This is a genomic window from Phytohabitans sp. LJ34 (assembly GCF_052068095.1).
In the GTDB taxonomy this organism is placed as follows: Bacteria; Actinomycetota; Actinomycetes; order Mycobacteriales; family Micromonosporaceae; genus Phytohabitans.
In genome coordinates, this window is sequence record NZ_JBQHDG010000034.1 from 69649 (window position 1) to 84392 (window position 14744).

A 14744-nucleotide genomic window follows, 5' to 3' on the forward strand; every position below is an offset into this window, starting at 1 on the left:
ACCGAGGGCACGATCGAATTCGATCCCGTGCCGATCACGAATCGGCCTGGCTGCCGCCGACGACGAGCTGCACCGAACCGTCGAGGCGGTCGACGGTGAAGAGCGTGCCGGGCGGAAACTCGCCCAGCACCTCGGGCGGCAGCTGGATCGTGCCGTCGCCGGCCACCACGGCGAAGTCCTGCCCGTCGCGCCCCTCCGCGCCCACCCGCCCGTCGCGGATCGTCACGGCCCGCCCGAGCCGCGCGCCGACCTCGGCGTCGTGGGTGACGACCACGATCGTGGTGCCGCGCTCGGCGTTGACCGTCTCCAGCGCGCCGAGCACCTCGTCGCGCCCGTGGGTGTCGAGCTGGCTGGTCGGCTCGTCGACGAGCAGCAGGCCGGGCGACGCGGCGATGCCCACCGCGAGCGCGGCCCGCTGGCGGGCGCCCGGCGGCAGGTCGCCGATCTTCGCGCCCGCCCTGCCCCGCAGGCCGACGAGGTCGAGGATCCGCTCCGGGTCGTCGAGCTCGATGCCGGCCGTGTGCGCCGCGCGGCGCTGGGCCAGCCAGACGTTGCGGTGCAGCGTCGCGTACGGCAGCAGGTTGCGCGCCGCCCCCTGGAGCACCACGCCGATCTCGGTGCCGCGCAGCCGGGAGATCTCCGCGTCGGTGAGCTTGCCCAGGTCGTACGTGCCGACGCTGACCCGCCCCGCCGACGGCCGCATGAGGCCGCCGAGCAGCGCGACGAGCGTCGACTTACCCGAACCGGACGGGCCGACGAGCGCCAGCATCTCGCCCGGGTTGATCGACAGGTCGACACCCGACAGTGCCACCACGTCGCCGCCCTCGGCCCGGTAGATGTGCACCACCCGCCGGCACGCCACCGCCAGTCCAGTCACGGCCACTATTAGGCCCTGTCTCCCCAACTTTTGTCGAGACCGCTCCCGCTCACCCACCCGCCTGGCCCTCAAGAGGGCAGCCCTCTCACCGTCTGGGCGGGTATACGGGACCCCTGCTGGGAATTCACGCCCAAGAGGGCTGCCCTCTTGGGGCGGTAGCTCAAAGAATCTGTCTTGGAATGGGTCGCCCGTGGGATCAGAAACGGGCGGGCTCGCGGTAGACGCCCCACTCGGCGCGGAGGGCGTCGCAGATCTCGCCGAGGGTGGCCTCGACCCGGGCGGCGTCGAGCATGGCCGGGACGATGTTGCCGTCGGTGCGGGCCACGTCGACCATCCGGGAGAGCGCCGCGTCGACCGCCGCCTTGTCGCGGGCGGCGCGCCGGTCGCCGAGCAGTTTGCGCTGCTCGACCTCGACCTCGTGGGAGACGCGGAGGATCTCCAGCGGGCGGCTCACCGTGCCGGTGTGTCCGGTGACGCCGACGACGTGCTTGAGGCCCTTTTCCAGCGCCTGCTGGTAGACGAACGCCGCCTCCGCGATCTGCCCGGTGAACCATCCGTCTTCGATGCCGCGCAGGATGCCGGAGGTGATCGTGCCGTCCGAGCCCATCGCCTTGATCTTCGTGAAGATCTCCTCGGCCTCGGCCTCGATGCGGTCGGTGAGCGCCTCCACGTACCACGAGCCGCCCAGCGGGTCGGCCACGTTGGTCACGCCGGTCTCGTCCATCAGCACCTGCTGGGTGCGCAGGGCGATCTCGGCGGACTCGTCCGTCGGCAGGGCGAGTGTCTCGTCGAGCGCGTTGGTGTGCAGCGAGTTGGTGCCGCCGAGCACGGCCGCGAGCGCTTCGACCGCGGTGCGGACGACGTTGTTGACCGGCTGCTGCGCGGTCAGCGACACGCCCGCCGTCTGGGTGTGGAAGCGCAGCCACAGCGCCCGCTCGTCGGTCGCGCCGTACACGTCGCGCAGCCACCGCGCCCAGATCCGCCGGGCCGCCCGAAACTTGGCGATCTCCTCGAAGAAGTCGAGGTGCGCGTCGAAGAAGAAGCTCAGCCCGGGAGCGAAGAGGTTGACGTCGAGGCCGCGGGAGAGCCCGAGCTCGACGTAGCCGAAGCCGTCGGCCAGCGTGTACGCGAGCTCCTGCGCGGCCGTCGAGCCCGCCTCCCGGATGTGGTAGCCGGACACCGAGAGCGGCTTGTAGCGCGGGATGTTGTGCGCGCAGTACTCCATCAGGTCGCCGATCAGGCGCAGGTGCGGCTCGGGCTCGAAGAGCCACTCCTTCTGCGCGATGTACTCCTTGAAGATGTCGGTCTGGAGCGTGCCGTCCAGTGTGGACAGATCGGCGCCCTGGCGCTCGGCGGCCACCAGGTACATGCAGAAGACCGGCACCGCCGGGCCGGAGATCGTCATGCTCGTGGTGGTGGCGGTGAGGTCGATGCCGTCGAAGAGCACGTCCATGTCGGCGGCCGAGTCGATCGCCACGCCACAGTGGCCGACCTCGCCCAGGGCCTGCGGGTCGTCGGAGTCGCGCCCCATCAGGGTCGGCATGTCGAACGCGACGGAGAGCCCGCCGCCGCCCGCGCCGAGGATCATCTTGTAGCGCTCGTTGGTCTGCCGCGCGCTGCCGAAGCCGGCGAACTGGCGGATCGTCCACGTGCGACCCCGGTAGCCGGTGGGATAGAGCCCCCGGGTGTACGGGTACTCCCCCGGCCACCCGATCCGGTCGAAGCCGGGCACGTCGACGCCGGGTGGTGGACCGTAGACCGGATCCACCGCCATCCCGGAGAGCGTCGTGAAGTCGGCGTCGCGCTTGCGGGCTGCGTCGTACCGGGCCTGCCAGCGCGCGCGGCCTGCCGCGATCTCCTCGGCGTTCATGGCACCGAGTCTAGAGGGTACACTGAACGATCGCTAAGGCCATGCGGTTATGGCTGGTAGCCCGCGGCCCGCGTCTCGTCGCCGCCGACCGGGCCGGCGTCGTCGACGTGCACGTCGTCGACCCGGATGTTGACCTCGGTGACTTCTAGCCCGAGCAGGTTTTCCACCGAGCTGATCACCTTGGCGCGCACCTTCTCGGTCACGGAGTGCACCACGAAGCCGTACTCGATCACGAGCGTGATGTTGATGACCGCGGTGCGCCCCTCCAGCCGCACCGACATGCCACGGTCGGCGTCTTCGTCGGCGTCGCCGAGACCGATCCGCTCCTTGACGTTGGCGAAGAAGCGGGCCACGTCGCCACCCAGGTCGTACACACCCGGCACCTCGCGGGTGGCGATGCCGGCGATCTTCTCGACCACCTCGTCGGCGATCGAGGTGGTGCCCCGCTCGGCGGCCAGCTCGGCGTTGTTGCGCAGGCGCTCGACCACCTGCGAGGCGACCCGCCCGGAGGCCGCCGCGGCCCGCTCGACCGCGTCACCGGCCCGGTCGACCGCGTCGCTGATCTGCTCGCTCACCTGGGCGACGGTGCCGTTGCTCTCGGACGGGGCGGGCGTCGTGGCCGGGGCCGCCTCCACCACCTCGACGACCGTCTCGTCGGGCGTGGTCTCCTCGCGCTGCGCGGGCACCTGAGCCGCTACGTCGGTCATGACTTCTCCCCCTGTGTCGCTGGCAGGCCACTGGGTCCGGAGCGTACCCGCCGAGGGCGAACGCGGGGAGTGCTCTCACCCGCGGTAATCAGCCGCGTACAAGCTCCGCGCGGCCGTCGACGAGGTGCACCTCCGCGTCGCACGACGCCGCCGCCTCGGAGTCGTGGGTCGCGAAGACCACCGCCGCGCCGCGGGCCGCCTCGTCGTGCATCAGGTCGAGCACCCGCTGCCGGTTGGCGGCGTCGAGCTCGCTGGTCACCTCGTCGGCCAGCAGCACCCCACCGGCCAGCGCCAACCCGCGCGCGATCGCCGTGCGCTGCTGCTGCCCGCCGGACAGCTCCTCCACGAGCTGGTCGGTCTGCCCGGTCAGCCCGAGCCGCTCCAGGGCGGCGGCGGTCAGCCGGCGCGCCTCCGTGGGCGACACCCCGGTGGCGATGAGCGCGACCTGGAGGTTTTCCCCGGCGGTGAGGATCGCGGCGAGCCCGTTGTCCTGCGGCACGAGCACGACGCCCCGGGCCACCGCGTGGTCGCGGTCGCGCAGCGCCTCACCGTCGACCGTCACGCCGCCCGCGGCGGGCGGGAGCATGCCGGCCATCGCCGCGAGCAGGGTGGTCTTGCCCGCACCCGACGGGCCGGTCACGGCCAGCACCCGCCCCGGCTCGGCGGTCACCGACACGTCGCGCAGGACCGGCTCGCCCCGCCCGTACGCCACCGAGAGCCCATCGACCACCACCGTAGTTCCCACGGGCGTGAGATTAGCCGGTCGCCAGGGTCGAGGCATGAGCTACTCGGAGCGGTTCGAGTCCCTCATCGAGGCACGCATCCGCGCCGCTCGGGAGAGCGGCGAGTTCGACGACCTGCCCACCTACCCAGCCGGATCCGCAGGGCCGGCGCGGCTCCAGGCCACGCCAACGCGGGCCGAGCGGATGCGCGGCGCGCGGCATTGCCGGCGGCGCCGATGGAAAAGCAGCGGTGGACCGCGCGATTTGACTGACATCGCGGGCTCGGTCGGTATCGCTGCTCGGGCACCCATTTGCCGGCGACTTTCAGGTAATTGGCAATGCGGGGAAATGACGATCGACAGATTAATTGCCGGCCTGTGACTTGGGCGCGGTAGGCGCTGCATCGACCGCGGCCGAGGTTTGCGCGCTCGACCGTTTCGGCCCGGCCCGGACGTTGGCGGGCGCAGCGGCAGCCTCGCCGGAGCACCCCTGCCCGGCGAGGCGGTAGCGGAGGCGGGCTGACCTGTCGGAGCAGGTGCGGCGGCGACCGCGGGCTCGCTGCGGTCTAAGGACTCTCGGCCGGTCGGCAGGTTTTCGCTCGGCGCTGGGTGCTGCCGCCGCCCAAGCGGCGTCGACGCTTGGACCGAGGGCTGATGCGGGGTCCGGTCTTGTCGGCTCGCGTGCGCGTTTGCCGTCTGCGCGCAGCTATCACGGAGGCGACGCCGACGCTCGCCGTGGCGTTGCGCCAAGCCCCAGGCGCGATGGCGCTCGTGCGCGCGGCGAAACTCTTCGGCGGCGGGAGAATAGTTACGCGACGCGGTGTGGTCACGCATTTTGGCGAGCGCGGCCGAGGTGAACAACTGAAGCTGCCGCATACGCTAGATTATCCCGCAGCCGCCGAGATAATGCCGCCCTAAATTGCATAGCAGCCTACGATATACGAGTTATTTGAATGGACATCAAGAGTCCTCTCCGCCGCGGCGATTCAGCGCGGACACCTACCCAGCGGGGCCCGCGGGCCGGGCGCGGGCGCTGAGGTGAGCGCGGCGTTATCCCTCGATCGGCGCCCGAGTCGTCCGCCTGCCGACGATCAAGGAAGATGCCCCCGGGATTGGAGATTGTGGGCTTGGCGCGCGGGGCTGGCAGCGTGGGCCGGGGAACTCGGTGAGCCCTGGCGAGCCGCCGGCCCGCGCGGTCTCCGGCGGGAGCGGCGGCCCGCCGCTGACGCGGACCCGGGACAATCTCCGGAGAGACGATCCCGGGTCGACCGCCCAAAGGGGCGCTGGACGCGATGGACGGACGACGTTGGCGCCGGCGCGCGATCTCAGCGGCCCGGATGACGCGCACGTCAAAGTAGCTCAGGGCAGCGATGCGACGAGTGACGCGGCGGCGGCGTAGGGGTCGGTTTCGCCGGCCGCGACCTTCACGGCCGCGTCTTGTAAGGCGGTGCCCGAGCGGATCGAGCCGAGCCGCTCGCGGAGGGTGCCCAGCGCGATCGCCTCGACCTCGGCGGCGGCCCGGGCCTCCCGGCGCCGGCGCAGCTCGCCGTGCTCGACGAGCCAGGCGCGGTGCTTCTGCACCGCGTTGACGATGTCGTCGATGCCCTGGCCCCGCGCCGCGACCGCGCGCACGACCTGGGGGCGCCACTCGCCGGGGGCGCGCTCGCCGAGGCCGATCATGCCCTGGATGTCGTGGTAGGTGGCGTCCGCACCGTCGCGGTCGGCCTTGTTGACCACGAACACGTCGGCGATCTCGAGGATGCCGGCCTTCACCGCCTGGATCGCGTCGCCCATGCCGGGGGCGAGCAGCACGACCGTGGTGTCGGCGAGCGAGGCCACCTCGACCTCGGCCTGGCCGACGCCGACGGTCTCGACCAGCACCACGTCGCAGCCCGCGCCCTCCAGGACCCGCACCGCCTGCGGCGTCGCCGCCGCCAGGCCGCCGAGGTGGCCGCGGCTCGACATCGAGCGGATGTACACGCCGGGGTCGGTGGCGTGGTCCTGCATGCGCACCCGGTCGCCGAGGATCGCGCCGCCGGTGAACGGGCTGGACGGGTCGACCGCCAGCACACCCACCCGGTGGCCCTCGCCGCGCAGCACGCGCACGAGCTCGTTGGTCGTGGTGGACTTGCCGACGCCGGGCGAGCCGGTGAGGCCGATGACCTGCGCCTTGCCGGTGTGCGGCGCGAGCGCCGCGGCCACCTCCGGCAGCAGGTCGTCGCCGCTCTCGACCAGCGTGATCAGCCGGGCCACCGCGCGGGGGTCGCCCTCACGCGCGGCCGCCACCAATCCGGATACGTCGCGGCTTCGTCTCACTCCACCACCTGGTTCGCTCGCTCGTGCGGCGACTAAGGCGCGCCAACTCGCTCGCTCACTGGACCTTGATGATAAGAGCGTCACCCTGGCCGCCGCCTCCGCAGAGGGCCGCCGCGCCGGTGCCACCACCGCGCCGCTTGAGCTCCAGGGCCAGCGTGAGTACGAGGCGCGCGCCGGACATGCCGATCGGGTGGCCGAGCGCGATCGCGCCGCCGTTGACGTTGACGATCTCGGGACTGACCCCGAGCTGGCGGGTGGAGGCGATGCCGACCTGGGCGAACGCCTCGTTGATCTCGATGAGGTCGAGATCGGCCACGGTCATGCCGGCCTTGCCGAGCGCGTGGTTGATCGCGTTGGCCGGCTGGAGGTGCAGCGAGTTGTCCGGGCCGGCCACGTTGCCGTGCGCGCCGATCTCGGCCAGCCAGGTCAGGCCCAGCTCTTCGGCCTTCGCCTTGCTCATCACCACGACCGCCGCCGCGCCGTCGGAGATCGGCGACGAGCTGCCCGCGGTGATCGTGCCGTCCTTGGTGAACGCGGCCCGCAGCTTGCCCAGCGACTCCGCCGTGGCGTCGGGGCGGATGCCCTCGTCCTCCGCGATCACGATCGGGTCGCCCTTTCGCTGGGGCACCTCGACCGGCGCGATCTCCTCGGCGAAGGCGCCGTTCTTCTGGGCCGCCGCCGCGCGCTGGTGGCTGGCCGCCGAGAAGGCGTCCTGCTCCTCGCGGGAGATGCCGAACCGTGCGCCGTGACGCTCGGTCGACTCGCCCATCGAGCAGGCGTCCCAGGTGTCGGTGAGCCCGTCGAGCGCCATGTGGTCGCGGATCACCACGTCGCCGTACTTGTATCCCTGGCGCTGCCCCACGAGCAGGTGCGGCGCGTTGGTCATCGACTCCATCCCGCCGGCCACCACGATGTCGAACTCGCCGGCCCGGATCAGCTGGTCGGCGAGCGCGATCGCGTCGAGGCCGGACAGGCACACCTTGTTGACCGTCAGTGCGGGCACGGACATCGGGATGCCGGCGTTGACGGCGGCCTGGCGCGCGGGGATCTGGCCGGCGCCGGCCTGGAGCACCTGCCCCATGATCACGTACTGCACCTGCTCGGGGGCGACCCCGGCCCGCTCCAGCGCCGCCCGGATGGCGAAGCCGCCGAGCGCCGTAGCCGGAAAGTCCTTGAGGTTGCCCAGCAGGCGGCCCATCGGCGTACGCGCGCCACTCACGATCACGGAGCCGGTCATGTTGCTCACCCTCCCGCACCACTTAACGGTCGTTCGGTCAGACTAACGCTATGAACGAACACGACCACGGTGAGCCCGCTGCCGACTATGTCACAGGCATAGGCCTCCTTCGCATCGACCACGTGGGCGTGGCGGTGGCCGACCTCGAAGCGGCGATCGGCTTCTACGCGCGGGTCTTCGGCATGCGCTGCGTGCACCGCGAGACAAACGAGGAGCAGGGCGTCGAGGAGGCCATGCTCGCGGTCGGTCCGGATCCCTCGGGCGGGCAGGTGCAGCTGCTCGCGCCGCTCTCACCGGAGTCCACGATCGCGAAGTTCCTCGACCGCAACGGGCCGGGCGTGCAGCAGGTGGCGTACACGGTGGTGGACGTCGAGGCGGCCGCCGCCGCGCTGCGCGAGCGCGGCGTGCGCGTGCTGTACGACGAGCCACGGCGCGGCACGGCCGGCTCGCGGGTCAACTTCGTGCACCCGAAGGACGCCGGCGGCGTATTGATCGAACTCGTCGAGCCTGGTGCAGTTCTTCACAAAACGGTTCCAGCCTGAATTACCGTTCAGTAACATCCTGGGCCTATCGCCCAGGAGGTGCGCTGTGCAGAAGATCCTCGAAACGATCATGGCGGCGGAGGGGTCGGGCGACCCGGCCAAGGAGCTGGCCGCCATCGCGGGCCTTCCGGTGCCGGAGAGCTACCGGGGTGTCGTGGTCCGGTCCGACGAGACCGCCATGTTCGACGGCATGGCCACCAAGGAGAAGGACCCCCGCAAGTCACTGCACGTGCAGGAGGTGCCGACCCCGGAGCTCGGGCCGGGCGAGGCGCTCGTCGCGGTGATGGCCAGCGCGATCAACTACAACACGGTGTGGACGAGCATCTTCGAGCCGCTCTCGACCTTCACGTTCCTCAAGAAGTACGGCCGCGTCTCCGCGCTCACCAAGCGCCACGACCTGCCGTACCACGTGGTCGGCTCGGACGCCGCCGGCGTGGTGCTGCGCGTCGGTCCGGGCGTGACCAAGTGGACGGCCGGCGACGAGGTGGTCGCGCACTGCCTGTCGGTGGAGCTGGAAGACGCGGCCGGGCACGACGACACCATGCTCGACCCGCAGCAGCGGATCTGGGGCTTCGAGACCAACTTCGGCGGGCTCGCCGAGCTCGCGGTCGTGAAGGCCAACCAGCTGATGCCCAAGCCGCGTCACCTCAGCTGGGAGGAGGCCGCCAGCCCCGGGCTGGTCAACTCCACCGCGTACCGGCAGCTCGTCTCCCACCACGGCGCGCAGATGAAGCAGGGCGACGTGGTGCTGATCTGGGGCGCGTCCGGCGGGCTCGGCGGGTACGCCACCCAGCTGGCCCTCAACGGCGGCGCAATACCCGTCTGCGTGGTCTCCTCCCCCGACAAGGCGGAGCTGTGCCGGCGGATGGGCGCCGACCTGGTGATCGACCGCGGCGACTTCCGCTTCTGGAAGGACGAGCGGACGCAGGACACGGACGAGTGGCGCCGCTTCGGCGAACGGGTGCGCGAGCTGACCGGCGGAGAAGACCCGGACATCGTCTTCGAACACCCGGGTCGGGAGACGTTCGGCGTGAGCGTCTACGTCGCCAAACGCGGCGGAACGATCGTCACCTGCGCATCGACGAGCGGTTTCCTGCACCAGTACGACAACCGCTACCTCTGGATGAATCTCAAGCGGATCATCGGGAGCCACTTCGCCAACTACCGCGAGGCGTGGGAGGCCAACCGGCTCGTCGCCCTCGGCCGCATCCACCCGACCGTGTCACGCACCTATCCGCTGGAGCAGACCGGCCAGGCGGCGTACGAGGTGCACCGCAACGCGCATCAGGGCAAGGTCGGTGTCCGCTGCCTCGCACCGGCCGACGGTCTGGGGGTCCGCGACCCGGAGCTGCGGGCTCGCCACGAGGCTGAGATCAACCGCTTCCGGGGCCGATAGTCACGTCGCCATTCACCCGAAAAGATGACCTTATAAGTGGGGGCGACATGGGGCCGTACGGCCTTGCGAAGCCCCCCGGTGGGTCTGCCAGTATGTCCCAATGCCCCAGCAGCAGCAGCCGTCCTCCCTCGCGTTCTTCGAAAACGCGAACTCACAACACGACTTCACGGTCGTCCTCCGGGGATACGACCGTGGGCAGGTCGACGACTTCGTCGGCCGCCTCAGCGCCGCACTGACCCAGTCCGAGCAGGCCCGCGGCGAGGCCGAGCAGCGTATGAACGACGCTCAGCGCCGGCTCCGCCAGGCCGAGCAGCGCCTCGGCTCGCTCGAGGCGAAGCTCACCGACACCAACAAGCAGCTCGAGGAAAACAGCCGGCCGACGCTCTCCGGTCTTGGCACGCGGGTCGAGCAGATCCTGCGTCTCGCCGAGGAGCAGGCCAACGACCACCGCGGCGAGGCCAAGCGCGAGTCGGAGGGCATCCTCTCCGCCGCGCGCCTGGAGGCCCGCGAGATCACCGACAAGGCGCGCGCCGAGGCCGCGGCCATGAAGGCCACCGCCGAGCGCGAGGCCGGCCAGGTCCGCACCGCGTCCGAGCGCGAGGCCGCCGAGGTGCGGGTGCAGGCCCGCCGCGAGGCCGACACGCTCCGCGCCGACGCCGACCGCGAGACCAAGCAGCTGCGCACGGTCACCGCGCACGAGGTGGCCGAGCTCAAGTCCACGGTGGAGCGTGAGGTCGCCACCCTGCGGGCCACCGCCGAGCGGGAGATCACCCAGCTCCGGGCGAAGGCGGCCCGCGAGGCCGAGGAAAAGCGCGCCGAGGCGACCAAGCTGCTGACCGACGCCCGCGACAAGCGCGACAAGGACCTCCAGGCCCTCGCGCTCGAGCTCGCCGAGCGCCGGGAGAAGGCGGAGCGCGAGGAGTCCGAGCGGCACGCCGCGCAGGTGGCGCAGACGCAAAAGCTCGTCGCCGAGGCCGAGGAGCGCGCCCGCGCCGCCGAAGACCGCGCCAAGGAGATCGAGCAGCGCGCCGAGGCCCGCCGGGTCGAGTCCGAGCGCAATGCCAGCGAGACGATCGACAAGGCCAAGGCCCTCTCGGAGAAGACGCTCAACGAGGCCCGCGCCGAGTCGCACCGCCTCGTCAGCGAGGCCCGCACCGAGGCCGAGCTCACCACGCAGGCCGCCCGGCGCGAGGTCGAAGACCTCACCCGCCAGAAGGACGCGGTCACCGCGCAGCTCGGCCAGATGCTCTCCGGCCTCGCGGGCATCGTGCCCACGGCGCCGCAGGCGGCCAAGTCGGAGGAAGACAAGTCCGGCAAGGGCGACGGCGAGCGCGTCAACGCGGGCACGGCGAGCTGAGGCTCCACCCCTGACGGCTGACGACGGTCACCGCATCGCGGGGCAGATGCGACCGATCGCAGGCCGCACCGGTTTACCGGTGCGGCCTGCGTTGGCGTGCCCGCCCGGGCCAGGAGACGCAGTGGCGCGCGTCCCTCCGCCGAATGGTGTGTATCCAGGCGCCATTCAGCTGAGCGTGTGAGGATGGGGGGCATGTCGCACGGCGGAGAGCTCTTTGGTCTAGGTGATGGTGTGTCGACGGAGCCGACTTTCGAGTCGGCCATGCGGGGCTACGACAAACGCCAGGTAGACCGCTACGTCGCCCGCGCGGAGGGTGAGATCGCCACCCTCGCCACCGAGCGTGAGCAGGCGTATGCGCAGATCCAGAGTCTCGCCGCGCAGGTGGAGCAGCTCCAGGCCGAGGTGGTCAACGTGCGTCGCCAGGCGGCGAGCGTCGACAAGATCTCGTTCCGCCACCTCGGTCCGCGCGTCGAGCAAATCCTCGCGCTCGCCGAGGAGCAGGCGGAGGCGATCCGGGGCAGCGCCACCCAGGAGCTCGCCGAGCAGCGGGTCGAGGCGGAGCGGGCGCTGGGCGAGGCCCGGGCACGCGCCGCCGACGCGGTGCGTGACTTCGAGATCGCCCTTGCCGCCCGCCGTTCCGACGAGGAAAAGGCGTCCGCCGAGCGCCGCGCGTCGGCCGAGGCGGCGGTGGCCCAGGCGCAGGAGCAGGCCGAGGCGATCCTGGCGAGCGCGCGCGAGCAGGCCGCCAAGATGCACGCCGAGGCGGAGGCGACGCTGGCGCAGGCCCGGGAGAAGGCACAGCGGCTGAGCGAGGAGGCCACCCACTTCGCGGAGCATTCCCGGGCGGAGACCGAGTCGTGGGTGCGGTCCGCCCGCGGGCAGGCCCAGCAGGAGCTGGCGCAGTGGCGCGGCAGCGTCGAGCAGGAGATCAACCAGCGCCAGGCCGACTTCGACCGCGACTTCGCGCAGCGGCGGGCGGCGATCGAGCAGGAGTTCGCCCAGCGGCGCGCGGCCGGCGAGCAGGAGCTCGCGCAGTGGCGGGCGGGCGCGGAGCAGCAGGTCGCCGCGCGGAGCGCCGAGGCCGAGCGTTACGTGACGGAGATCCGGCGCCAGGTCGAGGAGCAGGCCGCGACGGTGCGGCGGGAGGCCGAGGAGCACGCCGCGGCCGTCCGGCGGCAGACCGAGGAGCAGGCCGCGACCGCGCAGGGCCACCTCGCCGCGACCCAGCAGCACCTCGCCTCGACGCAGAAGGAGACGGCCGCCGCCGGCCAGCTCCTCGCCGACGTGCAGCAGCAGGTGGCGCACGCGCAGGAGGCGCTCGCCGAGGTCAAGCAGCAGACGGTGGCCACCCGCCAAGAGGGCGACCAGTTCCGGCGCGCGCTCACCGAGGTGCAAAAGCAGCTCGCCGCCGAGCGGCAGCGCCTCGCCGAGGCACAGCGCACGGCCGAGGAGGCCGAGCGCAAGGTGGTCGAGGCCAAGGCGACCGTCAAGAAGGCGAGCGACGCCGCCTCCGAGGTCTCGACCGAGTCCGACTCGGAAAAGACCCAAGTGGTGAGCGACGCCGAAAAGACCCAGGTCGTGAGCGCCGGCACGCAGGACGAAAAGGACGAGGCCGAGGAGCGGGCCGACACGCCTCAGAAGGTCGGCTGACCTTTCCCTCACCCTCCCCGCGCGACCCGCCGCCCGCGGTCGCGCCGCTGGCGCGCTGCCGTTACCCTGCTGCGGGGTCGTAACGGCGGGGAGGTCAAGTGGCAGCTGAGGGATCCGGCGACGAGCTCGTAGAGCGGCCCGAGCGCTCCGCGCCGCGGGCAGACGAGGCCGACGCGCCGGACGACGAAGCCGACGCGCCGGACGACGAAGCCCCGGTCCCGCCATCGACCGGCAAGTTCGGCCCGCCGGGGCGGCCGCTGGGTCGCAACGCCTTCGTCACCGGGTTCGTCTTCGGGCTCGGTGTGCTGCTGGCCTACACGGCGTACATCGCGGTCAAGAACGCCGCCGGCATGCTCCTACTGATCTTCATCGCGCTCTTCCTCGCCGTGGGCCTCAACCCGGCGGTCGTGCGGCTCCGCAAGTGGGGCGTACCGCACGGCCTCGCGGTCGCCGCCGTCGCGCTGGGCATCATCCTGCTGCTCTGCGGCGGTCTCTTCGCGCTCGTCCCGCCGGTGGTCAACGAGTCCAGCGAGGTGATCGACAACCTCCCCGGATACGTCGACCAGCTCAACAACAACCCGACGATCCGCGACCTCAACGAGCGGTACGACATCATCCAGCGGGCGTCGTCGGCGGTCAACGCGCAAAACATCACCAGCGCGCTCGGCGGGGTGCTCGGCGGGGCGTCGCTCGTGTTCGGCACGGTGTTCCGGGTGCTGACCGTGCTCGTGCTGACGATCTACTTCATGGCCGCGTTCGACCGCATGAAGGAAGGCGCTTACCAGCTGGTGCCGGCCTCCCGCCGGCAGCGGGTGCGGCTGATCACCGACGAGATCCTCACCAAGGTCGGCGCGTACATGGTGGGTGCGCTCGCCGTCGCGCTCCTGGCCGGCACCAGCACGTACATCTTCTTGATCATCACCGGGGTGGCGTACCCGTTCGCCCTGGCCGTGGTGGTCGCGGTCTGTGACCTGATCCCGCAGATCGGCGCGACGCTCGGCGCGGTCATCGTGAGCATCGTCGGCTTCGCCAGCTCGCTGACCGCCGGCATCGCCTGCGTGGTGTTCTTCATCATCTACCAGCAGGTGGAAAACTACCTGATCTACCCGAAGGTGATGCGCCGCTCGGTCGAGGTCAGCGACGTGGCCGCGATCGTGGCCGCCCTGCTCGGCGCCGCCCTCTTCGGCGTCATCGGCACGCTCGTGGCCATCCCGGCGGTCGCGGCGATCCAGCTCATCCTGCGTGAGGTCGTGGTTCCCCGCCAGCAGGAGCGCTGAGTCCAACCGGTCGGCCGGTACCCGTGTCACGTTCCAGACAGTGGAATCGGACCGGCAACCAGGCCTAAATAGCATCTAGCAGTTCCCTGGACCCGTCTGGCGGTCTTCGGTTTGGTCTTCGGCATGCTCAGCGGGAGGGCGCCTGTGCGGGCACATCAGTTTTCTCGGGACGCGGTGATCGTCGGCGGCTGCGGCCGGGTGGGCCTGCCACTCGGCATCGCGCTCGCCTCGCGCGGACTCTCCGTGACGCTGTACGACATCAACGCGGCCGCGGTGGCGACGGTCAACGACGGCATCATGCCGTTCGACGAGGAGGGCGCCGCCCCGCTGCTCACCGAGGTGGTCGGCGCGGGCCGGCTGGTCGCCACGACCGACCCCGCCAGCGTCGGCGCGGCCGAGCACGTCGTCGTGGTGGTGGGCACGCCGGTCGACGAGCACCTCAACCCCGACCTCGGCGCGGTGCCGCGGGCCCTGGAGCGGTGCGCCGACCACCTTGTCGCCGGCCAGCTCGTGATCCTACGGTCGACCGTCTACCCGGGCGTGACCGCGCTCACCGAAAAGCTGCTCGCCGGCCTCGGCGCGGGCGTCGACGTGGCCTTCTGCCCGGAGCGGATCGCCGAGGGCAAGGCGCTCACGGAGCTGTTCGACCTGCCGCAGATCGTCTCCGCGCGGACCCCCGAGGTGGTCGAGCGCGCCGAAAAGTTCTTCCGCAACCTTACCGACCAGATCGTGCCGCTGGAGCCCGAAGAGGCGGAGCTGGCGAAGCTGTTCACGAACACGTGGCGGTATATCAA

12 protein-coding genes and 1 pseudogene are annotated in these 14744 nt (G+C 71.4%); 7 read left to right on the plus strand and 6 right to left on the minus strand.

Features of this window, described 5'->3' with window-relative positions:
* Positions 1–34: 34 nt before the first annotated feature.
* The 4 genes from ACTMTJ_RS41590 to ACTMTJ_RS41605 all read right to left on the minus strand — a co-directional run bounded on the left by ACTMTJ_RS41590 (position 35) and on the right by ACTMTJ_RS41605 (position 4199).
* Positions 35–877, minus strand: coding sequence for an ABC transporter ATP-binding protein (locus ACTMTJ_RS41590; protein WP_441224274.1), 843 nt, complete (start codon positions 875–877; stop codon positions 35–37).
* Positions 878–1073: 196 nt separating this feature from the next.
* Positions 1074–2747 carry an acyl-CoA mutase large subunit family protein gene (locus ACTMTJ_RS41595; protein WP_441224275.1) on the minus strand — a complete coding sequence of 558 codons (1674 nt, stop codon included), beginning with the start codon at positions 2745–2747 and terminating at the stop codon, positions 1074–1076.
* 47 nt (positions 2748–2794) lie between these two features.
* Positions 2795–3454 (minus strand): Asp23/Gls24 family envelope stress response protein, encoded by a 660-nt coding sequence (locus ACTMTJ_RS41600; RefSeq protein WP_441224276.1) that lies wholly within the window; start codon positions 3452–3454, stop codon positions 2795–2797.
* A gap of 88 nt (positions 3455–3542) precedes the next feature.
* Positions 3543–4199, minus strand: coding sequence for an ABC transporter ATP-binding protein (locus tag ACTMTJ_RS41605; protein WP_441224277.1), 657 nt, complete (start codon positions 4197–4199; stop codon positions 3543–3545).
* A 34-nt stretch (positions 4200–4233) separates the two neighbouring features.
* Between ACTMTJ_RS41605 and ACTMTJ_RS41610 the strand changes: the two genes are divergently transcribed.
* A complete protein-coding gene (locus ACTMTJ_RS41610) occupies positions 4234–4557 on the plus strand; it encodes a hypothetical protein (RefSeq protein ID WP_441224278.1) in 324 nt (107 codons plus the stop codon).
* A gap of 977 nt (positions 4558–5534) precedes the next feature.
* On the opposite strand, the gene meaB is transcribed toward ACTMTJ_RS41610, so the two are convergent.
* Positions 5535–6491 (minus strand): methylmalonyl Co-A mutase-associated GTPase MeaB, encoded by a 957-nt coding sequence (gene meaB, locus ACTMTJ_RS41615; protein WP_441224279.1) that lies wholly within the window; start codon positions 6489–6491, stop codon positions 5535–5537.
* A 55-nt stretch (positions 6492–6546) separates the two neighbouring features.
* Positions 6547–7728, minus strand: coding sequence for an acetyl-CoA C-acetyltransferase (locus ACTMTJ_RS41620; RefSeq protein WP_441224280.1), 1182 nt, complete (start codon positions 7726–7728; stop codon positions 6547–6549).
* A gap of 50 nt (positions 7729–7778) precedes the next feature.
* Between ACTMTJ_RS41620 and mce the strand changes: the two genes are divergently transcribed.
* The 6 genes and pseudogenes from mce to ACTMTJ_RS41650 all read left to right on the plus strand — a co-directional run.
* Positions 7779–8270 carry a methylmalonyl-CoA epimerase gene (mce, locus tag ACTMTJ_RS41625; protein ID WP_441224281.1) on the plus strand — a complete coding sequence of 164 codons (492 nt, stop codon included), beginning with the start codon at positions 7779–7781 and terminating at the stop codon, positions 8268–8270.
* 46 nt (positions 8271–8316) lie between these two features.
* Positions 8317–9666, plus strand: coding sequence for a crotonyl-CoA carboxylase/reductase (gene ccrA / locus ACTMTJ_RS41630; protein ID WP_441224282.1), 1350 nt, complete (start codon positions 8317–8319; stop codon positions 9664–9666).
* Between the two features lie 100 nt (positions 9667–9766).
* Complete coding sequence (locus ACTMTJ_RS41635) at positions 9767–11023, plus strand: DivIVA domain-containing protein (RefSeq protein WP_441224283.1); 1257 nt, start codon at positions 9767–9769, stop codon at positions 11021–11023.
* A gap of 231 nt (positions 11024–11254) precedes the next feature.
* Positions 11255–12673: a Laminin subunit beta-1 gene (locus tag ACTMTJ_RS41640; protein ID WP_441224284.1), complete on the plus strand. Its 1419-nt coding sequence runs from the start codon at positions 11255–11257 to the stop codon at positions 12671–12673.
* Between the two features lie 98 nt (positions 12674–12771).
* Positions 12772–13950 (plus strand): AI-2E family transporter, encoded by a 1179-nt coding sequence (locus ACTMTJ_RS41645; protein WP_441224285.1) that lies wholly within the window; start codon positions 12772–12774, stop codon positions 13948–13950.
* 144 nt (positions 13951–14094) lie between these two features.
* A pseudogene (locus tag ACTMTJ_RS41650) lies at positions 14095–14744 on the plus strand (nucleotide sugar dehydrogenase); the annotation flags it as partial.